Annotated in this window: 24 protein-coding genes; 14 read left to right on the forward strand and 10 right to left on the reverse strand. The window is 45.0% G+C overall.

Translation table 11 applies throughout. The annotated features are described in order from the left end of the window. From folC to purF, 4 genes are all read left to right on the forward strand, one after another. On the forward strand, window positions 1–1,190 hold a 1,190-nt coding region (folC, locus tag A136_RS16805), incomplete at its 5' end, for a bifunctional tetrahydrofolate synthase/dihydrofolate synthase (RefSeq protein WP_017063431.1). Then, window positions 1,191–1,766, forward strand: a complete 576-nt coding sequence (locus tag A136_RS16810) for an SPOR domain-containing protein (protein WP_017063432.1) — start codon at window positions 1,191–1,193, stop codon at window positions 1,764–1,766. Between the two features lie 61 nt (window positions 1,767–1,827). Next, window positions 1,828–2,319 carry a CvpA family protein gene (locus A136_RS16815; RefSeq protein WP_009848678.1) on the forward strand — a complete coding sequence of 164 codons (492 nt, stop codon included), beginning with the start codon at window positions 1,828–1,830 and terminating at the stop codon, window positions 2,317–2,319. Between the two features lie 34 nt (window positions 2,320–2,353). Further along, complete coding sequence (purF, locus tag A136_RS16820) at window positions 2,354–3,868, forward strand: amidophosphoribosyltransferase (RefSeq protein WP_017062345.1); 1,515 nt, start codon at window positions 2,354–2,356, stop codon at window positions 3,866–3,868. A 100-nt stretch (window positions 3,869–3,968) separates the two neighbouring features. Here purF and A136_RS16825 read toward each other — a convergent pair whose 3' ends face one another. Continuing rightward, a complete protein-coding gene (locus A136_RS16825; protein ID WP_017062344.1) occupies window positions 3,969–4,844 on the reverse strand; it encodes a LysR family transcriptional regulator in 876 nt (291 codons plus the stop codon). A gap of 228 nt (window positions 4,845–5,072) precedes the next feature. Between A136_RS16825 and A136_RS16830 the strand changes: the two genes are divergently transcribed. The 6 genes from A136_RS16830 (at window position 5,073) to recR (ending at window position 11,021) form a co-directional block, all read left to right on the forward strand. Next, window positions 5,073–6,176, forward strand: coding sequence for a response regulator (locus A136_RS16830; protein ID WP_017063433.1), 1,104 nt, complete (start codon window positions 5,073–5,075; stop codon window positions 6,174–6,176). Between the two features lie 359 nt (window positions 6,177–6,535). Next, window positions 6,536–6,907: a YbaN family protein gene (locus tag A136_RS16835; protein ID WP_029225617.1), complete on the forward strand. Its 372-nt coding sequence runs from the start codon at window positions 6,536–6,538 to the stop codon at window positions 6,905–6,907. 161 nt (window positions 6,908–7,068) lie between these two features. Next, window positions 7,069–7,614, forward strand: coding sequence for an adenine phosphoribosyltransferase (apt, locus tag A136_RS16840; RefSeq protein WP_017062340.1), 546 nt, complete (start codon window positions 7,069–7,071; stop codon window positions 7,612–7,614). Between the two features lie 18 nt (window positions 7,615–7,632). Further along, complete coding sequence (gene dnaX / locus A136_RS16845) at window positions 7,633–9,861, forward strand: DNA polymerase III subunit gamma/tau (protein WP_017063434.1); 2,229 nt, start codon at window positions 7,633–7,635, stop codon at window positions 9,859–9,861. A 152-nt stretch (window positions 9,862–10,013) separates the two neighbouring features. Beyond that, window positions 10,014–10,343: a YbaB/EbfC family nucleoid-associated protein gene (locus tag A136_RS16850; protein ID WP_017062338.1), complete on the forward strand. Its 330-nt coding sequence runs from the start codon at window positions 10,014–10,016 to the stop codon at window positions 10,341–10,343. Window positions 10,344–10,421: 78 nt separating this feature from the next. Further along, a complete protein-coding gene (gene recR / locus A136_RS16855; RefSeq protein WP_019823189.1) occupies window positions 10,422–11,021 on the forward strand; it encodes a recombination mediator RecR in 600 nt (199 codons plus the stop codon). 66 nt (window positions 11,022–11,087) lie between these two features. Here the strand turns inward: recR and aqpZ are convergent, their stop codons facing one another. Together aqpZ and A136_RS16865 are read right to left on the reverse strand one after the other, a co-directional pair. Next, window positions 11,088–11,777: an aquaporin Z gene (gene aqpZ / locus A136_RS16860; RefSeq protein WP_017063435.1), complete on the reverse strand. Its 690-nt coding sequence runs from the start codon at window positions 11,775–11,777 to the stop codon at window positions 11,088–11,090. 100 nt (window positions 11,778–11,877) lie between these two features. Next, window positions 11,878–12,126 carry a YkgJ family cysteine cluster protein gene (locus A136_RS16865; protein ID WP_017059389.1) on the reverse strand — a complete coding sequence of 83 codons (249 nt, stop codon included), beginning with the start codon at window positions 12,124–12,126 and terminating at the stop codon, window positions 11,878–11,880. 159 nt (window positions 12,127–12,285) lie between these two features. On the opposite strand from A136_RS16865, the gene A136_RS16870 reads away from it, so the two are divergent. Next, the gene (locus A136_RS16870; RefSeq protein WP_017059388.1) at window positions 12,286–12,723 is read left to right on the forward strand and encodes a YcgN family cysteine cluster protein; all 438 of its coding nucleotides are present in this window, start codon (window positions 12,286–12,288) and stop codon (window positions 12,721–12,723) included. A 106-nt stretch (window positions 12,724–12,829) separates the two neighbouring features. Here the strand turns inward: A136_RS16870 and A136_RS16875 are convergent, their stop codons facing one another. The 4 genes from A136_RS16875 to rlmA all read right to left on the reverse strand — a co-directional run bounded on the left by A136_RS16875 (window position 12,830) and on the right by rlmA (window position 17,313). After that, window positions 12,830–14,716: a BCCT family transporter gene (locus tag A136_RS16875; protein ID WP_017063436.1), complete on the reverse strand. Its 1,887-nt coding sequence runs from the start codon at window positions 14,714–14,716 to the stop codon at window positions 12,830–12,832. 122 nt (window positions 14,717–14,838) lie between these two features. Further along, window positions 14,839–15,192, reverse strand: a complete 354-nt coding sequence (locus A136_RS16880) for a hypothetical protein (protein ID WP_017059386.1) — start codon at window positions 15,190–15,192, stop codon at window positions 14,839–14,841. 276 nt (window positions 15,193–15,468) lie between these two features. After that, window positions 15,469–16,422 (reverse strand): ChaN family lipoprotein, encoded by a 954-nt coding sequence (locus A136_RS16885; protein WP_017059385.1) that lies wholly within the window; start codon window positions 16,420–16,422, stop codon window positions 15,469–15,471. Window positions 16,423–16,497: 75 nt separating this feature from the next. Further along, the gene (gene rlmA / locus A136_RS16890) at window positions 16,498–17,313 is read right to left on the reverse strand and encodes a 23S rRNA (guanine(745)-N(1))-methyltransferase (protein ID WP_017059384.1); all 816 of its coding nucleotides are present in this window, start codon (window positions 17,311–17,313) and stop codon (window positions 16,498–16,500) included. A gap of 204 nt (window positions 17,314–17,517) precedes the next feature. On the opposite strand from rlmA, the gene A136_RS16895 reads away from it, so the two are divergent. Continuing rightward, entirely contained in the window at window positions 17,518–18,486 is a 969-nt protein-coding gene (locus A136_RS16895) for a nucleoside hydrolase (protein ID WP_017063437.1), read from the forward strand. 86 nt (window positions 18,487–18,572) lie between these two features. Here the strand turns inward: A136_RS16895 and A136_RS16900 are convergent, their stop codons facing one another. Next, the gene (locus A136_RS16900) at window positions 18,573–19,457 is read right to left on the reverse strand and encodes a D-hexose-6-phosphate mutarotase (protein WP_017063438.1); all 885 of its coding nucleotides are present in this window, start codon (window positions 19,455–19,457) and stop codon (window positions 18,573–18,575) included. 242 nt (window positions 19,458–19,699) lie between these two features. Continuing rightward, entirely contained in the window at window positions 19,700–20,695 is a 996-nt protein-coding gene (gap, locus tag A136_RS16905) for a type I glyceraldehyde-3-phosphate dehydrogenase (RefSeq protein WP_017059382.1), read from the reverse strand. Window positions 20,696–21,014: 319 nt separating this feature from the next. Between gap and msrB the strand changes: the two genes are divergently transcribed. Then, window positions 21,015–21,452 (forward strand): peptide-methionine (R)-S-oxide reductase MsrB, encoded by a 438-nt coding sequence (gene msrB, locus A136_RS16910; RefSeq protein WP_080582205.1) that lies wholly within the window; start codon window positions 21,015–21,017, stop codon window positions 21,450–21,452. Between the two features lie 175 nt (window positions 21,453–21,627). Here msrB and A136_RS16915 read toward each other — a convergent pair whose 3' ends face one another. Then, on the reverse strand, window positions 21,628–22,434 hold the full coding sequence (locus tag A136_RS16915) for a DUF2989 domain-containing protein (RefSeq protein WP_017059380.1): 807 nt from the start codon (window positions 22,432–22,434) through the stop codon (window positions 21,628–21,630). Between the two features lie 113 nt (window positions 22,435–22,547). Between A136_RS16915 and A136_RS16920 the strand changes: the two genes are divergently transcribed. Next, entirely contained in the window at window positions 22,548–22,829 is a 282-nt protein-coding gene (locus A136_RS16920) for a YeaC family protein (RefSeq protein ID WP_010437067.1), read from the forward strand. Window positions 22,830–22,836: the final 7 nt, after the last annotated feature.

The raw sequence follows: 22,836 nt of genomic DNA on the forward strand, positions 1-22,836 counted from the left end.
CAAGCGCTATTGATCTTGGATTAGACCGAGTTCAGGCCGTCGCCTCTAAGGCAAACCTCACCAAACCTGCTCAACATGTTATTACTGTTGCCGGAACCAATGGCAAAGGCTCAACATGTGCACTGATGGAAGCGATTCTATTGGACGCTGGTTACTCAGTTGGTGTCTACAGCTCTCCTCACTTAATTCGCTATAACGAACGTGTTCGTATCAACGGCCAAGATCTATCTGATGAAAAGATGGTTCAGTCTTTCGATTTCATTGAGAAAGAGCGTGGCGAAATCAGCCTGAGTTTTTTCGAATATGGCACTTTAGCGGCGTTACGTGCATTTCAAACTGAAGCGGTTGATGTTGTGCTTTTAGAAGTGGGTTTAGGCGGGCGTTTAGACGCGACCAATATCGTTGAGCATGATGTTTCTGTGATTACTAGTTTGGCTGTCGACCATGTTGACTGGCTAGGTGATGACATCAATGTGATTGGTTTTGAGAAAGCGGGCATTTATCGTAGCGGTAAACCCGCTATCTGTGGTCAACCCAAGCCACCGGCTACGGTTGCAGCGCACGCTGATGACATTAAGGCTGAGTTCTACCAAGTCGGTATTCAATACACTTATGATGTTGACGGTGATACGTGGAACTGGCGCAGTGGTGCATTCCAACTAGAATCGCTACCTATTCCAAGCCTGCCGTTACCTAACGCTGCAACAGCGTTGATGGCATTGGGCACATCAGAGCTTAGTATTAGCGACGTGAACGTGGTTAACGGCATGAAGAATGCGCAGCTTCCTGGGCGTATGCAGCAAATTAGCGAACAACCGGTGATTGTGCTTGATGTAGCACACAACCCGCATTCTGCTGAGTACTTTGCGCAGCAAGTCGCGAAGAAGTATGCAGGCAAAAATTTACACGTTGTAGTCGCCATGCTTCATGACAAAGATATCCCCGCGACATTGGAAGTATTAGCTCCAATAACAACACATTGGTACCCAGCTTCGCTGAACGGCCCACGAGCCGCAACAGCCGCTGAATTGTGTCAAAGCTTACCTGAAGGTGTAGAGCGGTATTCAAACCCTGTTGTAGCGTTTGAAGCGGCTTTAGCTTCTGTTAAAGGTGACGATGTTGTGTTGGTTGTCGGTTCTTTCCATACAGTGGGTGAAGTGTTGGAGCATTGGCAGAAAAAAGGAAACTAAATGGCAAGTAAATTCCAAAGCCGGTTAGTCGGCACCATCATTTTAGTGGCCATTGGTGTGATTGTATTGCCCGATGTACTAGATGGTAAGAAGCTCCACTACAAAGAAGAGTTTGCAAGCATTCCAATTAAGCCTGAGCTTGATAGTAATGTTGAAGTGTTTGAAGTACTCGATCCCGTTGAAGATCAGATAGCGCTACCGGATTCTCCGGTTGAGCAAGTGGTTGAAAGTGGTCGTACTGATAATTCAAACACGCAAACCGCGTCTTCTTCTAATGATAAAGAAGCAGACAAAGTGGCAGTTGTGGTTAAGCCGGTACCTGAAAAAAATGAATACCAAGACAGTGCTTGGATTATTCAATTGATGGCTTTGAAGAATGCTGACAACGCAAAAAACGTTGTTAAGGATCTGCAAAAGCGCGGTTATCAGGCTCACACCAAGCAAGAAAAAACTTTTACGCGAGTAATTATTGGCCCGGATGTCTCTAAATCCAAACTTGAGCGACAAATTAAGGAATTAGAAAAAATTACGGGTTCAAAAGGCCAGTTGCTCAAATTTAAACCGTTAAATCCATAAGAAAACGTTTGCGTCAGCATTTTTTCTGTTAAAATGCGCGCCAACTTAAGATGAAGAATTCATGAATTGGTTAGATTTTGTCATTTTAGGCGTGATCGGCTTCTCTGCCGTGATCAGTTTAGTTCGTGGTTTCGCTAAAGAAGCCTTGTCACTCGTTATTTGGTTTGGAGCATTTTTTATTGCTAGCCAGTACTACGCTAAATTAGCGATGTACTTCACCAATATCGAAGATGAGATGTTTCGAAACGGAACTGCGATAGCAGCATTGTTTGTTGCAACGTTAGTTGTGGGTGCCTTAGTTAACTATGTCATCGGTCAACTAGTTCAGAAAACAGGCCTGTCAGGTACAGACAGAATCCTCGGTGTCGTCTTTGGTGGCTTACGTGGTGTTTTGATTGTTTCTGCAGTGTTGTTTTTCATGGATGCGTTTACTGCATTCCCAAGTTCTGAGTGGTGGAAGAATTCGCAATTGGTTCCAGAATTTAGTCGAATCATTGCGCCGTTCTTCGAGCATTTACAAGCAACATCTAGTTTCTTATCTGGCGCGCTCTAGCGCCAGTTAATGTCGAAAAATCGAGGATTAGGACATGTGTGGTATTGTTGGAATCGTGGGTTCAACACCTGTAAACCAGTCTATTTATGACGCTTTAACGGTATTGCAGCATCGTGGCCAAGATGCCGCTGGTATTTGTACCATAGAAAGCAATCGTTTCCGTCTGCGTAAGGCGAACGGTTTAGTAAAAGATGTTTTTGAAGCAAAACACATGCAGCGCCTACAAGGTGAAGTTGGTATTGGCCATGTTCGTTATCCTACTGCGGGTAGTTCAAGTGCGTCTGAAGCTCAGCCTTTCTACGTAAACTCTCCTTTTGGCATTACGTTGGCGCACAACGGTAACCTGACGAACGCAAACGAAGTTCGTGAGAAGTTGTTCGAAAAAGACCGTCGTCATGTAAACACAACCTCTGACTCTGAAGTTCTACTGAACGTATTAGCTCATGAGATCGATACTGTTAAAGGTAACGTAACTTCAGATGACGTTTTCCGCGCTGTGGCAAATGTGCATCGTACAATTCGTGGTGCTTACGCCGTAACGGCGATGATCATCGGCCACGGTATGATCGCATTCCGTGACCCACATGGTATTCGTCCATTGTGTCTTGGTAAGCGTGAAGTTCAAGGTAAAACAGAGTACATGGTTGCGTCTGAATCGGTAGCACTCGATGCTGTTGGTTTCGACTTCATGCGCGACGTAGCACCAGGTGAAGCTATCTACGCAACGTTTGACGGTGAGCTTTTCACTAAGCAATGTGCAGACAACCCACAACTAAACCCATGTATCTTTGAGTTTGTATACTTTGCACGCCCAGATTCATTCATCGACAAAATCTCGGTTTACAGCGCACGAGTTGAGATGGGTGAGATGCTTGGTATGCGTATTAAAGAAGAGTACGCAGACTTAGACATTGATGTAGTTATTCCAATCCCTGAAACATCAAACGATATTGCGCTACGAATCGCTCAAGCGATCAATAAGCCATACCGTCAAGGTTTCGTGAAAAACCGCTATGTTGGCCGCACATTCATCATGCCAGGTCAGCAACAACGTAAGAAGTCGGTTCGCCGTAAGCTCAACGCAATTCGCTCTGAGTTTAAAGGTAAGAACGTTCTTCTGGTTGACGATTCTATCGTTCGCGGCACAACATCAGAGCAGATCATTGAGATGGCTCGTGATTCTGGCGCAAATAAGGTCTTCATGGTTTCAGCTGCTCCAGAGGTTCGCTTCCCTAACGTTTACGGCATTGATATGCCGAGCGCGACAGAGTTGATTGCTCATGGTCGTGATAACGAAACGATTTGTAAGCAGATTGGCGCAGACGCCTTGATTTTCCAAACGCTACCAGATCTGATTTCTGCAGTGGGCATGGGCAATCAAGACATCTCTCGTTTTGATACTTCTGTATTTAACGGCGAGTATGTAACGGGCGATATCGACCAAGTGTACCTAGATTTCCTAGACTCTTTGCGTAATGACGACTCAAAGGTTCAGCGTGAGATTCAACAAGATCTTGCTAACTTAGAGTTACACAACGAAGGCGCTTAACTAGCGTTTCGTTAGTCATACAGAGTTTCGCTAGCGATACAGAAAATAAAAAACCAGAGCATCGGCTCTGGTTTTTTGTTTATAGAGAAGGGGATTGACCTTAATGAATGTGGTATGCGATCACAAAATCAATAAACAACCTCACTTTCTCTGGTAGATGGTCTTTGTGGTTATAAAGCATGTAAATATCACGAGGGTTAGCGCTCCAGTCTTCTAAGACTTGCACTAAGCTGCCATCTTCAATGTATTCACGAATCATCACGTCAGGCATCAGGGTGATACCTAGGCCTTCTGAGCACGCTTGTCTTACGACATTAAGCGCATTGGCGTTGAAACGGCCTTTCTCGCTATTCACCACCGTCTCTTCATTCGAATTACTCAGCTGCCACTTAATCAGCGGGTAGCCTTTGAGTAGCGAATGGTTCGCTAGCTCTTCAGCATGGCTTGGAGCTGGGTTCTTCGCTAAGTACTCAGGGCTCGCGATAAGAATATCTTTGACTTCACTGATTTTTCGAGCGATTAGGCTTGAATCACGCTGAGGGCCGACTCGGAAAATTACGTCCCACTCCGTTGGATCCAGCTGATCCGCTTGGTTGTTCATCATCAGCTCAATATTGATATCAGGGTATTGAATCATGAATTCACTGAACATTGGCATCATCATGCGCTTGGTCAGGTTTGAGGGTGCCGTAATACGAATCTTACCGGAAGCGCCTTTGCACACGTCAGTTAACTCTTCTGCAGTAGAAGAGAGACGTTGCAACAGCGGAGAGCATTCATTGAAGAAACGTTCGCCTGCCTCTGTTAAAGAAAGTTTACGCGCGTGTCTATTGAGAAGCCTAAGGTTCAAAGAATCTTCTAAGGCTTGGATGCGTCGTGTGATGGTCGCAACCGGAATCATAGTCTTGCGCGATGTTGCGGTGTAGCTCCCATTTTCAACGACGAGTCGAAAGAGGTTTAAATCATCTAATTTCATAAATCCAGACACATTTGTTTACAATCTCATCTAATTTATACGTAACAGTGAGATCAATGTTTGCGTTACGTCAACTCGTTGCACTATTTACAAGTATTCCAACCCTCGTCACGAATTACCAGTAAAGAGTGCAAATTTGTGTATTTAGCATTTTATTACTAAGTTTTATATTAGTTCTTAGAACAGATAACAATAATAATTCGACTTAGTTTTGTGAGGTTATAGATTATGTACAAAACTCACAGTCAGCCAGTAATGACCTCGGCTCAGGAAGTAATTAACCAAAAATGCGTGATGTTGGTTGATGATGATCCTATTTTTCGCCGTATAACCAGCGCGTACCTAGACAAGGTCGGTTATAAAGTGATTGAGGCTGAAAATGGACTGGACGCTTTGCAGAAACTTAGAGACTCAGCGCCAGATTTAATTGTGTGTGACTTATCAATGCCAATACTTGATGGCATAGAGCTTGTGGAAGAGCTCAGTTTAGAGTACCCGTCACTGCCTATGATCGTTGTGTCTGGCACTGATGATATGTCTGACGTGGCGAAAGCCTTGCGATTTGGTATTAAAGACTTCTTGGCGAAGCCGTTAGAGGATCACCGTCACCTAGGAAGTGCGATTGCGAATACATTGACAGATTCGTTCGATAACATTTCAGACCAACGAGATTTTTCGAGCCAATGGTTCTGTGTGGATGATGGGGGAGAGATCCCTGAAGACCAAGAACTGCATTGGCACCTGAATTACCTTCAAGATAACCCAAGCGCAGCAAAAGACTTACTGCATGCGCTGCTTCCAGAGAAAGATACGCGACAAGGCTCATGGCGTTGCAGTTACCGGTTACTGCAATCAACAGAGATGATGCCACTTGTGTTTGACTATGCGTGGATGATGAACGGGCAGTTTGCTTTTTACCTCGTCGATTCATCGTCGTCTGATAATGGCGGCTCCGCGACAACATTGTTAGTGAGAGCGCTGTTCCACGATTACATAAGAAACAGAAAAGATTTTAATGTTGATCTCAAAGATATTGCTGAAATCTTAGAGAAGGGGATTCGTTGCTCTAAATGCTCCACCCCAGTGAATGCCTTGTTTGGTGTTGCTGACCTTGCCGAGGGGACCATCTCCATTTTGCCTGCGGGTCTAGACGGGCAATGGTCGAATGGTGAATTGAATCAATATATTGCAGCAGGTGAGCGCTTGGGTGAGAACTGCAAGAAGAACTTTATTACGCGGGACCTTCCGATCGAACAGGGCTGCCAACTGTCGTTGAGCCTACTTGGAGCGGCAAGTTTTAGTTTAGACATACACCAAGGGTCTACTGATTAACCCTATATTTCCTCGGTTTTTGTGAATAATTGATTAAGGTATAGTTGCGCAAATGGTGTGGCTATGCCTTTTTTGTTAAATGTCGATTTAGCAAAGCGGGTTTGGTTCGCCGGATACTTACCTTCACTAACAAAAACAAGAAGCAATCATGGCAGATAACAAAGACTTTCAAGACCCGTTTAATGTATTCTACTTTTAGGATTTTTAGCCGCATTTTTAATGATTCCATTGCTACCAGCAACACTTACGTTGATCCGTGTATTCAATGGTTACGCAACATTCTAGTTAAGCTGTCGTCGCCGATTGGTGATAGCTAACTCAAGGAGGCCACAATTAGCGTTCGAGTTTTAAGCCTCAATATTGCTGGTGGCCTTTGTATATTTCTCGCAGTTCTAGGGATAGTTTTGCCCGTTCTGCCAACCACTCCTTTTCTCCTTCTTGCCAGCGCATGCTTCATGCGAAGCAATCCGAAAGTTCATAAATGGATGCATGAGCACAAAACGCTGGGTCCTTTGCTGAACAATTGGTATCAACACGGTGCCGTCACCAAACAAGTTAAAACGCGTGGCGTATTCTTTATCTTGTTGAGTTTTGCGTTATCCATCTACTTTGCCCCTATCATTTGGGTCAAGGCTTTCCTAATTTGTGTACTTGTTATTCTTCTCACATGGTTTATGCGACTTCCAACCCATGAGTTGGTTGCTGACAGCAAAGAAAATCACTACCATTAAGCCAGTGTGCCTGCTTGTATAGCGGGCGTTTATTATTTCAGCAATCAGAGTTATGACTCTCGTTGCAATGAATACCAATCGTACCTTTCCTTAATTCCGAGCGTTGATGTTTGATTCGTTAACGAGAGTTTGGAAAGCGGCCTAATGAAGTGCATAAGATTATGAACACAGAAAAAATCTCTCTGATCAAAGCAAGCATCAAAAGCATTCCTGATTACCCTAAAGCGGGTATTTTGTTCCGTGACGTAACAAGCTTGATGGAAGATCCAGTAGCTTACAAAGCGACTATCGACCTGCTAGCGGAAACATACAAGGACATGGGCTTTACTAAGATCGTTGGTACTGAAGCTCGTGGTTTCCTATTTGGTGCGCCTTTGGCACTTGAGCTAGGTGTTGGCTTCATTCCTGTTCGTAAGCCGGGCAAGCTGCCTCGTCAAACTGTGGCACAATCTTATGAGCTTGAGTACGGCACCGACACTCTAGAAATCCATACTGATGCTATCGTTGAAGGCGATAAAGTGTTGATGGTTGATGATTTGCTAGCAACGGGCGGTACGATTGAAGCAACAACAAAGTTGATTCGTCAGCTTGGTGGTGTGGTAGAACACGCTGCATTTGTTATTAACCTTCCAGAAATCGGTGGTGACAAGCGCTTACAAGGCTTAGGTCTAGAAGTGTTTAGCATCTGCGAATTCGACGGTCATTAATCCTTTTCGGAATTATTCATGAGCTATCTTGCGTTAGCGCGAAAATGGCGACCAACCAAATTCAAAGAAGTGGTTGGTCAAGCCCATGTTTTAACAGCATTAGAGAATGCCCTTAGCCAGAATAGGTTGCACCACGCATACCTGTTCAGCGGTACACGAGGTGTTGGTAAAACAACCATCGGTCGTTTGTTTGCTAAGGGACTCAACTGTGAAACAGGCATTACCTCAACACCTTGTGGTGAATGTGCAACCTGTAAAGAAATCGATGAAGGTCGCTTTGTTGACCTGCTCGAGATCGATGCGGCATCACGAACTAAGGTAGAAGATACCCGCGAGCTTCTGGACAATGTTCAGTACAAGCCTGCACGTGGTCGCTTCAAGGTTTACCTAATCGATGAAGTCCACATGCTTTCCAGGCACAGCTTTAACGCGCTTCTAAAGACCTTAGAAGAGCCGCCTGAGTATGTGAAATTCTTGCTCGCAACAACGGATCCACAGAAGCTTCCAGTAACGATCTTGTCGCGTTGTTTGCAGTTCCATCTTAAGCCGATCAGCGTTGATAATATTCACGAGCAGCTCGATCATATTCTTGAACAAGAAGATGTGACGTCTGAATCTCGTGCGCTTGGAATGATTGCTCATGCTGCTGATGGCAGTATGCGTGATGCGCTAAGCCTTACAGACCAAGCTATCGCATTGGGTAATGGCAATGTCGTAACAGATACTGTTGCTCACATGCTCGGAACACTGGATACCGACCAAGCTATCCACTTGCTTGAAGCGATTAGCAGTAAGCAGCCACAGCAAGCGATGGCGTGTATCCAAAGCCTTGCTGAGAACGGTGTTGAGTGGGATGGTTTGCTGAATCAGCTTGCGGCCCAACTGCATCGTCTTGCGATGTTCCAAGCTTTGCCATCTACATTAGATAAGGCACAGCCTGACGCTGAGAAGCTTGAACTACTGAGCAAAGCGCTTAGCCCACAAGACATTCAACTCTACTACCAGATCGTGTTGAAAGGTCGTGAAGACTTACCATTGTCGCCAACCGCTCGCGTTGGTATTGAGATGGTGGTTTTACGCATGTTGGCATTTAGACCAGCTGAACAAGCGGTTGCTACGGCAATCTCGACTCAGTCGGCAAGCCCAGCGCCAGTTCCAGCAGCTCAAGCTCAGAACGTTGCTCAGTCAGTGAGTCAACCTGCGCCAATGGCAGCTCCGAGACAGCCTCAGATGCAACAACAGGCGCCTCAACAGCAAGCTATGCAGCAGCAACCGGTGCAACAGGCTCCGCAGCAGAATCCAGCACAGTATTCAGATTCGCAAGGTTACGCTGATCATTCAGGTAACCAAGGTTATCCAGAACAGGATTACCCGCATAGCCAGTATGACGCGCCTCCTGCTTATGATGAGCGTCCAAGCTACGGTGCAGATCAGCCTCAGCAGCAACAAACGAATTATCAAAACCAGAGCCCGGTTCAACAGCCAAGCGTTGCACCTTCTGCTCCGCAAGAGCAGCCGGCGCGTGCAACTTCGCCTGTGAGTGGTTTACGCCACCAATTACGTTCTCAACGTAGAGGCAGCGCGGCAACAGAAAACAAAGGCTCGGCGCCAAAAAAGGCTAAAGCGACACCAGCTAAAACTTCAGTTCTTGATCGAGTTGCTCAGCAACACGGTGGTTCTGAGCGGGTGTCGCCAGCTTCTTTATCAGCCTCTTCGACAGAAAATGTGACCAACGATAATGAACCTTATCGCTGGAAACCGTCTAAACCTGTAGTGAAAGAGGTGAGCAAAGAGCTTACACCTACTCAGATCAAGCGTGCGTTAGAGCATATTAAGACACCAGAAATGGTCGATAAATTGCTTCAAGAGTCGATTGCTCAAGATGAATGGTCAGCCACGATTCAAAAGCTAGACACAGCCAAGCTTGTTGAACAGTTAGCATTGAACTCAGTGTTTGCTAAAAACGACACATCAATCACTTTAACGTTAAGAGCGAGCCAAGCTCACTTGAATACCGACCGCGCGCAGAGTGAGTTATTGCAGTCTCTCAATACTGTGCTTGGAGAAGAGTGTCATTTGAGTGTTGAAATCGGTGATGGTGGAGAAACGCCGCTAGAATTACGAGAACGACTGTATCAAGGTAAGTTGAAAGACGCGTTTACCGCTTTAGAAAACGATGCCAACGTACAGTTCATTGAAAGACGTTTTGCCGCTGAACTCGACAGAGACAGCGTTCGTCCTATCTAGAACGTTTTCTTGTTTAGTGACCGGCATATCATCCCAGATAAGCAAATCTGAGAACTGAACATCGAGGGGTTGAATCACACTGTTTTAACCCCCATTTAAGCTCGTATAGCTTAATTAATTTTAATAAACCAATTAGACCAGAGAGTATTAACATGTTTGGTAAAGGCGGTATGGGCAACATGATGAAGCAAGCCCAGCAAATGCAAGAGCGCATGCAAAAGCTTCAAGAAGAAATCGCAAATATGGAAGTTACAGGTGAGTCAGGTGCTGGCCTTGTAAAAGTAACGATCACTGGTAGCCACAGCGTTCGCCGTGTTGATATCGATGAAAGCCTAATGGAAGACGATAAAGAGATGCTTGAAGATCTTATCGCTGCTGCTTTCAACGATGCGGCTCGTCGCGTTGAAGAAACTCAAAAAGAGAAAATGGCTAGCGTAACTGGCGGAATGCAACTTCCACCAGGTATGAAGATGCCTTTCTAAGTAACTTATTCTTAAAGGTTAATTCAGGTGGTGGTTTGTGTTGAACAGGCTATTACTTGAACATTAGAACGGTTAAATATGCGTACCAGTCATATGCTGGAGCATTTGATGGAGGCCTTACGTTGTCTACCTGGGGTTGGCCCCAAGTCGGCGCAGCGTATGGCCTTTCATTTGTTACAGCGCGATAGAAAAGGCGGCCTACAATTGGCTGAAGCTCTTAGCCAAGCAATGACCGAAATTGGTCACTGTAATGAGTGCCGTACTTTTACTGAAGAAGATACTTGCCACATTTGTACCAATCCTAAACGTCAGGAAAATGGTCAAATCTGTGTAGTAGAAAGCCCTGCAGACATTGCAGCAATAGAAGCGACTGGCCAATATTCAGGCCGTTACTTTGTATTGATGGGCCACCTTTCACCACTTGATGGTATTGGTCCAAGTGACATCGGTCTCGATGTTTTGGACTACCGCCTGCGTCGTGGTGATATCTCTGAAGTAATCCTAGCGACTAACCCAACAGTTGAAGGGGAAGCGACAGCGCACTACATTGCTGAGCTATGTAATGCCCATGAAGTGAACGCTAGCCGTATCGCTCATGGTGTTCCCGTTGGTGGTGAGCTAGAGCTGGTGGATGGCACCACGCTTTCGCACTCCTTACTCGGTCGTCATAAGATCTAAAAAAGCCGCTTGGTGAAGCATCACTAAGCGGCTTTTTCTTTTATTGCTTTAGACGTTTTTCAGCGCTTAATCTGAACCTCTTACCGCTTTGTATATCATCGCGCCAATCACGGCACCAATAATCGGTGCAACCCAGAATAGCCACAATTGCGAAACGGCCCAATCACCGACAAATACAGCCACGCCAGTACTTCGAGTAGGGTTCACTGAGGTGTTGGTTACAGGAATACTGATAAGGTGAATCAAGGTCAAACAGAGACCAATTGCGATCGGTGCGAATCCAGCCGGTGCTTTCGAATCCGTCGCGCCCATAATCACGAATAGGAATACCATGGTCATGACCACTTCACAGACCAGTGCAGCGGTAAGTGAATAGCCGCCCGGTGAGTGTTCACCGTAACCATTTGAAGCAAAACCAGATGCCGCAGCGTCAAAGCCTGCTTGGCCTGAAGCAATCACAAATAACACACCACCCGCGATAATACCGCCAATGACCTGGGCAATAATGTAAGGTGCGACGTCTTTGGCATCAAAGCGACCACCGCTCCAAAGACCTATTGTCACAGCAGGGTTGAGATGACAGCCGGATATATGGCCAATAGCAAAAGCCATGGTGAGTACGGTTAAACCAAACGCGAGGGAAACCCCGAGTAAGCCGATACCTACATCGGGAAAAGCAGCGGCCAAGACGGCACTACCACAACCCCCTAACACCAACCAAAATGTACCGAACATTTCTGCGATATACCTATTCATAACGATCCTTATTAATCTGTACCAGTATCAACAAGATAGTTTAGATTTCGAAGAATTGTGAAATCTTAGATATATAGGAGGAAGAAAAGGTCAGATAATCTTAGGTAATAGCTTCTAACTCGATCAGGTTATCAAGGGCTTCTTGGTCGGTTTTACCACAAATGACAGGGCAAGCTTTGAATTGGTGACATACCTTCGGGCGTGAAGGTTGACCAAATAATTTGCAGAGATCTTGCTCATTTAATTGGATGCAGCGTACCCCAGCAGGCTTACCATTAGGCATTCCAGGAATAGCAGATGTAATACTTGGAGCGATACAGCATGCTCCACAACCTAGGCGACATTCCATCAAATTAAACTCACTAAATAACAGGGTGCGCGATAGTAGCAAAAAATGATGAGAGTGACAGCTGTTGATTGAATCAAAGAATGAACAATTATTATCCTTGAACTTTTTATGGGCTAGCGGTATAACACGCACCCCAGTAAAAGAGTAAGAAGTAATCCTATGACGAATCCATTTTGGCAAGAAAAGACACTAGAACAGATGACCGAGAATGAGTGGGAATCACTTTGCGACGGTTGTGGTAAGTGCTGCCTACATAAACTAATGGATGAAGATAGCGATGAAGTTTACTACACCAATGTGGCGTGTAGCTGGTTAAACGACAAAACATGTTCGTGTAAAGATTACCCGAACCGCTTCACTTCAGGTGAAGAGTGTTTGAAGCTGACTCGTGACAAGATCGATGAGTTTCACTGGCTACCAGACACTTGTGCTTACCGCCTTTTATCAGAATCTAAGCCGATTCCTGAATGGCACCCGTTGATCACCGGATCAAAAACAGAGATGCATGCAGCAGGTGAAAGCGTTCGTAACAAAGTGGTATACGAAATCGATGTTGTCGATTGGGAAGACCACATCTTGAACCACCCGAACCGCTAGTTAACGAAGACTAGTCAATCACCCGAATAAAAAAAAGGCTCACATTTCTGTGAGCCTTTGTCGTATTTAGGAGGGTCCAAATCAATGGACTGTGTCATGGCTAATGTCAAGCAAGCGGTAAGTCTGCAACCACCTGATTGAACGTGATACGAGCATTCTGAGCTTGCTCAGATAACTCGATCTTTTTCGCTTGTGCGGCACTAAGATTACTCTCGGCCTGCTCAAGTGCTTGTTGTAGGTTCTCTGGTAACTCGTGAGTTTCCATTTGTGAACCTTGTTCTAACACATAAGCGCGAATTTCTTTCTTCACTGCGGCAAGTTCTGTGTAAGCAACACGCTCAAGTTCTGCGGCTTCTTGTGCTGCATCTCTTTCTTTCTCAAACTGAGCCAACGCCATACCTTCAGCAGACCAAGGGTCCATGTCTGGCAGTTCTTCGATGTTGATCGTTGGCTCGATATACGCATCTTGATGGCGTAGGTCGAGGTTAGTCGCACGAACCGCTGAAATCATCAACATGACAGAGATAGCCAGCAGCGGTAAGCCACCAACAATCGCCGCCGTTTGTAGCGTACTTAGACCGCCTAAGAACATTAGAATCGTTGGTAAGAACGACAGAGTAAATGCCCAGAACATACGGTTCCAGCGCATTGGCTCTTCGGTCACGTTATTTTGTACAACAGACGCTAGGATGTATGAGATAGAGTCAAATGTTGTTGCCGTGAAAATGATACACAGCATTGTAAATACAGCGATAACCAGCGTGCTCATTGGCAATTGTGCAAGCATCGAGAAGATAGCTTTGGTTGCGCCTTCCGCATTCAAAATGGCAACGACATCTAGCTCACCAGAAAGCTGCAGTGATAGGCCGTAGTTACCTAAGATCATGAAGAACAGGAAACAACCTAGAGAACCAAAGAAGATCGACCCTGACACCATTTGTTTGATGGTTCTGCCGCGAGAGATACGCGCAACAAACAGACCCATACTCGGTGCAAATACTAGCCACCATGCCCAGTAGAAAATCGTCCAGTCTTGTGGGAAGTGAGTGTTTTCGAATGTACCGTAACCACCAAATGGTTCAGCCCACGTTGCCATCACGAAGAAGTTAGACAGTAGACGACCAATTGAGTCTAAGCCTGTTTCTAACATGAAGATTGTTGGACCCGCGATCAGAACGAAAGCCAGTAGACCCATCGCACCCCAGAAGTTGATGTTACTTAGGATCTTGATGCCTTTTTCCAATCCAGCATAAGATGAGTAAGCAAAAATCGCAGTACACACTAAAAGCACCATCACTTGCGTTAGGTTATTTTTAGGTAGACCAAATAGGTGATTTAGACCTTCAGTGATCAGAGGAGCGGCTAAACCTAATGTTGTTGCAGCGCCGCCTAATAGACCGAAAATGAATAGGATATCAACGATCTTTCCTGGTACGCCTTTACTACGGTGTTCACCAAGAACAGGCATTAATGCGCTTGAAATCTTTAGAACAGGTTGTTTACGTACGTAGAAGAAGTAAGCGATAGGAATTGCCGGGATTAGGTAGATAGACCATGCGATTGGTCCCCAGTGGAATAGGCCGTAGGTCGCAGCCCAGCGTACTGCTTCTTCACTGCCAGGTTCTAGTTGGAAAGGCGGTGATTGGTAGTAGTAAGCCCACTCAATACAGCCCCAATACAAGATACTTGCACCGATACCGCCACAAAATAGCATGGCAGCCCATGATGCAGTTTTAAACTCAGGCTCTTCATCAGCTTCGCCCAGTTTAATTTGTCCCATATCACTGAATACTACGTACACCATAAATGCACAGGCTGCGAGACCTAGAGCAAGATACAGGAATCCGAGTTGATCAGTCATGAATGTTTTCGCAACCGCAATCCAGTCTGCGCCCTGTGCAGGGAACAAAATGAGCGGGAAAACTATCGTGAGTAGGAGTGCTATAGCACCAAAAAAGGTTGGCTTATCGATAAGCTCAAAAGTGTTTTTCACGAGTATTATTCCATTAAAATGAGAGCGGAATTATGGAATGAACTCGTTTTTTAGACCTAATCGGGTCTATTGTCGTAACGATAAATCGCTTTTATTCTAGAGAATGCGATAGGTTGGCAAGGCTAAATGAGTGCGAGAAGAATACCGCCTACGGTTGCCGCTGCGGACAGGTATTGCCCCGCTGAATAAGAACCATCATCTTCTTCTTCAATCTTATCTGGGTGATCCATACCCAAGGCACCATGAGCGAATGACTCAACTTTATCGGTAACTGTCGCGTTTTCTGCTTCGACTTTCTTCGCTTCTTTATCAATTTCTTTTAGGGCAGATAAGAGTGCTTTGCCTTCATCAGAAAGCCTAACCGTATTTTGCTCAACCTTAAGCGGTGTAGGCTTTTCAGCTTCGTTAGCTGAACTCTTAGCGTTCATCTGCGAAGGCGAATACAGCTGAGTATTACTCGTTCCTACTGGCGTCATATAGCTCTCCTTACCTATCCTTAAATATAGTATCGGCAGAGGTGTGAAAAACTTGTGCAATTAATCATCGATAGTGATGTTTTTTTATTCGCACATTACATTTTCGTCTGCTTGGTTAAATCGTCTATTTACTAAGCAAGTCTTGTGCCGATAAGAATGTTTGATTTTAGATAGAGTTAGGATGAATGACGGGAACGTGATCAAGTTGTGACGATGGGCTAATTATCTAGGATTAGCCCATCGACTCTTTAGCTTAGAAGAGTGGATCAACAGATCCTACTCACACTCTAGGCTAGCGCTACGTTTTGACAGATGCTTGTATGCCTTCATTCGGTTCTCTTTCTTTACAAAGCGAGCCGGCGGCGAAAGCACTTCAAGCTGATAATCACCGCTATCCGATGAGATCGCTTCAACCGGGCTGATGATGGCGATTTTTAAATCAGGGTTACGACGTAGAATTGATGCCGCCGTCCCTAAACCACCCTCGGTGTGGAACTTGCCAGCCACGTGAATCACTTGTTTATCAGGGTTTGATGCTAGGTAATCCACAATCGACTCAGCCATGGTTTCGTCCCAGGTAACCTGAGCGGCAAACTGCTTTTCTGTTTGCTCTGGCGTACCGTGATGCATAGAAGCCATGAACTTTTCTTTGTAAGGGCTATCGCCAGTATCCACTTCGGCAGCAATCCATTGGCGTTGCTCGGTCGATAATTGGTCTAGGTAAGGCAATCCTTTACGGCCAATACACTGCACGAATGGCTTTGGTGCATTTGCCGCAATAACATCGACGTCGTTGGCTTTTGCGAACTCAACTAACGCGCGGTAATCACTTTCGTAATTTGGCCAAGCTGCCGCTTGAGACATGAGAATTTGTTCGCCAATTTCGCCGTTTAAGTATTGGTCAAGTGTGGCTTGGTGCTCTCGAGTGAACTGTTCCATTGAAAGCGCAATGTTTGATGTTGCGTTGCGGCGCGCTTTTAAGAAGTCGGTTTGGAAGCGGTGAATGGCAGAATGCGTGTGCCATTCGCCAATTAGAACCACATCAGCGTCAATCAGCTGCTCGGGTAATGCATCGAGAGAAAGTGTTTCGCCTTGTGGAGAAGCGAACTGGTAGTCATAGAATGTGGAAACGGATTCCGTTTGAGCCACTTTTTGAGAAGTGTCTTTTGCAGGTTGACTAGCACAAGCCGTGAGAAGAGTAGCTAATCCGATAAGAATAATACGTTGCATGAAATGCCTCCTTGAAGAACACGCATACTAAAGGAGGCAAGATAAGATTTCAATGCAAACGATAATCAATATCAATTAAATTTGTTTGCGGTACACTCGCAGCATAAAGTCAGCTTCACAGTTGAATTGCTCTGCCTCGGTGAGTTGTAGTTTAAACTCTTCACTCGCCTTCCAAGCAAACGGCGTCATCTGTAGCAGGTCGAATGCATCTGACCCCGATAGTTCCATCATATAGTTTAGTTGCTCTTGATGCTCAAGCGTAAAACCTTCGATCACTTCTGGATCTTCGTCGTGCAAGCGAACGCCATCATAAATTGCATCACGCAGTTGATACAGGTGTCGGCTAGCTGGTGTCACGGTGATCACCACACCATTATCTTTGATGGTGCGTTGTAACTCTTCAGCCTTGCAAGGCGCGTAAATGCGTAGAATTCCGTCTAAGCTGTTTTCAGCAAAGGGTAGGCGATGGCTTGATGCAACTGAGAAGTCGACAGCAGGGTAGCGTTTAGCGGCGTATTTGATAGCAATCTTAGAAATGTCTAGGCCAAAAGTAGCCCCTTTCTTTTCTTGAAGATTCACAGCAATTTCGTTGGTGTAATAACCTTCGCCACAACCAATATCCAATAGGCTAGGCGTCTCTTCTGGTAGATAGCGAGAACACAACGTCACCACCGCTTGGCGCATTGGGTCATAGTGGTTACCTTCAAGGAAGCGACGACGTGCCTGCATCATCTCTTTGTTGTCACCTGGATCTTTTGAGCGTTTGTGGTGCGCAGGCATCAAATTGACGTAGCCTTCTTTCGCTAGGTCGAACTGATGGTTCTTTTCACACTTAAACGTACGATCGTTTTGAGATAAAGGTTGGTGACACAAAGGGCATTGGTAAGTCATGACGATCTCAGAGGCATAGAGTTGGGCGAAGATTCTATCAAAAAGGTCTGCATCAGGCTAAATAAAAAGGCGAGAATATCCGCTTCTAGAATAGTGAGCTTATGGCTTATTACAATAAAAATCAGAGCTTAGGTTTAGGTCACGTTTATCTGCGTTTTTTCTGGGTATCGTCTACGCTTTCCTACTGTTTAATTAGAAGCTGATATGACAAAGAAAATCATTCTAGATACAGATCCGGGCATCGATGATGCAATGGCCATCCTATTTGCGGAAGCACATCCTGATATTGAGTTAGTGGGCATCACTACTGTTTATGGTAATGCGACGATAGACAACGGGACTCAAAATGCCCTTTATCTGAAGCAGAAGTTTGGAATGAAGGCGCTTGTGGCTAAGGGAACGGATAAGCCGTTAATAAGAGATCCTGTTGGAGCCACGGTTGTGGTGCATGGCGAGGCTGGATTTGGGGATGTGAAAGCGCCAAGTTCATTAGATGTTACAGCGCTTGATAAGCCGGCTTACCAGTTCATTATCGATAGTGTTCGAGCTGAACCGGGAGAGATCACTCTTGTGGCGGTTGGCCCTCTTACTAACCTCGCGCTCGCTCTGGAAGCGGACCCTGAAATTGTCGACTTAGTAAAAGAAGTGGTCATTATGGGGGGCGCGTTCGGTGAAAATGACCATCGAGGTAACGTGACGCCATTTGCTGAAGCGAATATCCATGATGATCCTCACGCTGCGGATAAGGTGTTTACGGCATCATGGCCTGTCGTGATTATCGGATTAGATGTCACTGAGGAGAGCTTCTTTACTGGTCAATACCTTGATGATTTACGAGATGATGCTGGAGAGGTAGGGCAGTTTATCTGGGATGTTAGCCGTTACTACTTAAAGTTCTATTCTGAAAAAGTAGGAATGGAGGGTTGTCATGTTCACGATCCTTCAGCCATTGCTTATGTTATCCAACCATCTCTATTTACCTGTCGTAGTGGCTCAGTCAGAGTAGTGACTGATGGCCCCGCTGAAGGGATGACAATTCAGAAAGTTGATCAACGTAAATATATGAATGATGAGTGGAGTTCATTCCCTGCACAAAAGGTCGGCGTTCAAGTGGACAACAATGCTCTATTGTCACTCTATAGAGAAACTTTAGTTCACTATTCACAGCAGTAAAGCTAACTAATCGTCATCGTAGTGTTGTAAAAAATAGCTGTAAAAAAGGCCGGATAAACCGGCCTTTGAAGAGTTTTTTGAGTCGCTTACTGAGCTGAAATCACCGTAATCAACTGGTGGTTTTCGCCAGGCTGCAATGTTTTGCCTGCTTCTAGGCTTGGTGCGTGCAGCGTTGATTCAACACATAACATGGTTAGGTAACCGTCGTCTTGCATATCACCCATACCAGCAGCACCTTCGGCCCACGGGTTCCACAGTACTGCAGAGTTATGACCGTGGTTTTCAACTGTTAGCGTGCGATCCAGCTTCTTGTCAGCAACAAAGATTTGCGCTTCTGGTTGCGTGTAAACGCGGTCAATCGTGTCGGTCAGTACCAGTTCAGATCCACCTTGGCAGATCTTGCCACCTTGCAGGCTATCAATGTACTCAGCACCCATACCAGTGGTGGTTGTGTTGTGGATATCGCCAACGTTTAGGTAAGTGTGTAGTGCACCAGAGAAAGTCCATGGCTGAGAATCAGTGTTCTTCACGTCCAGCGTTACTTTTAGTTGTTCGCCGATCTCAACATTCAAGCGAGCATCAAACTGATGAGGCCATACTGCTAGCGTCTCTTCGCTTGGCTTCAGACCTAAGCTAACAATCACGCCAGCTTCGCTTTCACGGTGTTCAACCAATTGCCATTCACTTGAACGGGCAAAACCATGTGCTGGTGCTGCAATGCGACCAAACCAAGGCCAACATACTGGAATACCACCACGCAGAGCCGTTTTACCATCGAACTTAGCTTGTTGGCTCATCCAAATTAGGTCTTCTTGACCTTGCGGTTGGAATGACACCACATGGCCGCCAAACAGTGAAATCGCTGCGTTTGCTTTATCGTGGATAACGCGAACCAGTTTTACACCTTCGTGTTCAACGATAGTGACGTTGTCAGAAAGTACCGCCAGTGCAGGTAGAGTAGATAAATCCATTACATGATCCTTCTAAGGAAATTGAATTCAAATGCTGACTAGAGTGATGCTTGTGTTTTCATGAGTAACAAGCAGAGTCAGTATTAGAATTGAATTTTGCGTTTGGGCTATCTTGATGAGCTTAGACAGACGCGGTTTAAAAGATAGCAGGCATTAAAAAGGCGACACTAAGGTCGCCTTTTTCAAAGTCTGCTCAAAACAGTCTTCGCTAATGCTTATCTAAAGCGATTTCTAAAAAGAAATTACTTAGAGATGTGAGCGATTAGGTCTAGAACTTTGTTTGAGTAACCGATTTCGTTGTCGTACCAAGATACAACTTTAACGAATTTGTCAGTTAGAGCAACACCAGCTTTAGCATCGAATACTGAAGTTTGAACTTCACCGATGAAATCTTGTGATACTACTTGGTCTTCAGTGTAACCAAGAACGCCAGCCATTTCGCCTTCAGAAGCTTCTTTCATTGCAGCACAAATTTCTTCGTAAGATGCAGCTTCTTTTAGGTTAACTGTTAGGTCAACTACAGATACGTTAGCAGTTGGTACACGGAAAGCCATACCAGTTAGAAGGCCGTTTAGTTCTGGAAGAACAACGCCTACAGCTTTAGCAGCACCAGTTGAAGATGGGATGATGTTTTGAGAAGCACCACGGCCACCGCGCCAGTCTTTAGCAGAAGGGCCATCTACAGTTTTTTGAGTTGCTGTAGTAGCGTGAACTGTAGTCATAAGACCAGACTCAATGCCCCACTTATCGTTAAGTACTTTAGCGATAGGTGCAAGACAGTTAGTAGTACAAGAAGCGTTAGAAACGATGTCTTGACCAGCGTAAGATGCTTGGTTAACGCCCATTACGAACATTGGAGTTGCATCTTTAGAAGGACCAGTAAGAACTACTTTCTTAGCGCCAGCAGTGATGTGCTTACGTGCAGTCTCGTCAGTTAGGAAAAGACCAGTTGCTTCAGCAACTACGTCTACGTCGATAGCATCCCACTTAAGGTCTTCTGGGTTACGCTCAGCTGTAACACGTACAGTTTTACCGTTAACGATTAGGTTACCGCCTTCAACTTCAACAGTACCGTTGAAACGGCCGTGAGTTGAGTCGTACTTAAGCATGTATGCCATGTACTCTACGTCGATTAGATCGTTAATACCTACTACTTCGATGTCTGCACGCTCTTGAGCTGCGCGGAATACGAAACGGCCGATACGGCCAAAACCGTTAATACCTACTTTGATAGTCATTGTAGTTGCTCCACAACTTAATTTCTGATTAAAGATAACTGGTAGTAAAATTACAGAATCCAGTATACATCTGCAATAGATAATCCGACTTAACTTGTTTAATGTCAAAAAAAAGCGACGCTTTTCTTAACAATTGGGTGTAAGTGATTGAAAATTGACCATTGCAAGTGGCTCTGTACCCTTCCAGTTGGGTAAAATACCCCTAAATGATGATTCACTTATGAGTGTATATGTACAATGTTTCCTGGTGAGAAAGTATGTGCTACAAAACGACTCATATGCAAGCCTTTATAGAAAAAAGTAAATATAATAACTGAGAATGTGGAGAGATATTAACGTGATTCAAAAGGGAGGAAATATGATAAAGCCTGATGAATACTGGCGTGAGCGCCTAACGGACGACGAATTTTCAGTGTGTCGTGAGCGTGGTACTGAAGCCCCATATAGCGGCAAGTTACTGCACAACCATAAGACTGGCGTCTATAGCTGCACATGCTGTGAAAGCCCTTTGTTTCTGTCGGATAACAAATATGACTCTGGGTGTGGTTGGCCAAGCTTTGATGCCCCAGTGAATGATGAAGCAGTACGCTATATAGAAGATCTAAGTCACGGAATGAAGCGTGTAGAGATCCGTTGTACCGCCTGTGATAGCCATTTAGGTCACGTTTTTCCAGATGGCCCGAAGACCACAGGTGAACGGTTCTGTGTTAATTCAGTGTCGTTAATTTTCAACAAAAATGACGAAAGTACGAAATAACTTGTAACTATTGTCTAATCCTTACAGGTCGCATTTGTCGATTTAGGAATGCTGAAACGCCCAAGATTTCAGATTTAACTCTAGTACAAATAAAAACAGCTACCAAAAAGGTAGCTGTTTTTATTTGAAAGCAGGTGAATAAGAAGCTTAAGTAAGAACACTATAAATCAAGCGATCAGTAACTCGGGACGATTGAAGGGCTGTAAATTCCATCCTCAATCGCTTCGACGATGTTATCTGCGTCTTTATTTAGCTTCTTATAGGTTGCCTTGTCGAAATGGTACAACACCGTGAGCTCGGCTTCAGAAGCAATCGGCACGTCAAAGTCTTTGGCAACCATTGCCCAAACGTACGCTTTTTCCATATGTCCCAGGCTGTGGTTGATACTGGCCATCGACTTGAAGATTTCAGTGTTGGCTACCGAGCCATTAGAAAGCGTTAGCGCATTATTGAGTAGCTTAAGTGTCTTTATATGATTGCGGGTGGTATAGAAGGTTGCCAAAGCATATTGCATCTCAGCTGTGTTTAACGCTTCAGAGCCTTCTAGTTGTAGGAAACTGCGTCTGGCATTGGTGTCCCCAGTTTGCGACCACAAGAAGTAAAGCGTTTCCGGTGTATCAGATTTCGATAGCTCATCAACAATGCGCTCAGACTCTTCGATACTGTGCATTAAAGAGGTAAAGCGACGCTCTTGCAGCTTAGATTGATCGATCGTTTCGATCTGTGCCGCGAGCTCTAGGCACTTTTTGTAGGCAGTGACTAATTCGAATTCTTTAATTTTGTTGATTTCGGTGGGTTGCTTCTGAACTTCAAATCGATGCCAGATGAGGTCGGTACGTGCGACACGACATTGCCCATCGTTCATGTTCAATTGTTCACACTGAAGACCCGGATTGCTTTGGCACAGTTGATCGGTATTTTTGTTCCCTTCAAGACACCCAACCAGAGTGAAAGGCAATAGGCTAATCGCCAACCATTTCATAATTTTCATATTCCTTCACTTGTGATCAGATGCACTTATTATTGGTCAGGTTCTTGACTCAATTCTGTTACGGGTTATTTTCTGGTGAAAATTGTTAAAACTAAGGCTTTACCATGGATGCAGAACAACTTCTTAGCGCAATGACACCCGAGGTCTACGAACGTTTAACCTACGCAGTTGAAACGGGTAAATGGCCAGAAGGTACGGCGCTCTCAAAAGAACAGCGCGACTCGTGTATGCAAGCGGTTATGTTATACCAATCTAAACATAACTCTGAAGCTCAACATATGACAATTGCAGCTGGTGGTGAGATTAGCTTTAAATCTAAGTCTGAACTAAAGAAACAGTTTAAGTCAGATCAAGAAGACATTGTTAGGGTTAACCCGAATCATTAAGCTTAAA

The sequence above is a fragment of the Vibrio crassostreae 9ZC13 genome, from assembly GCF_000272045.2.
GTDB lineage: Bacteria > Pseudomonadota > Gammaproteobacteria > Enterobacterales > Vibrionaceae > Vibrio > Vibrio crassostreae_C.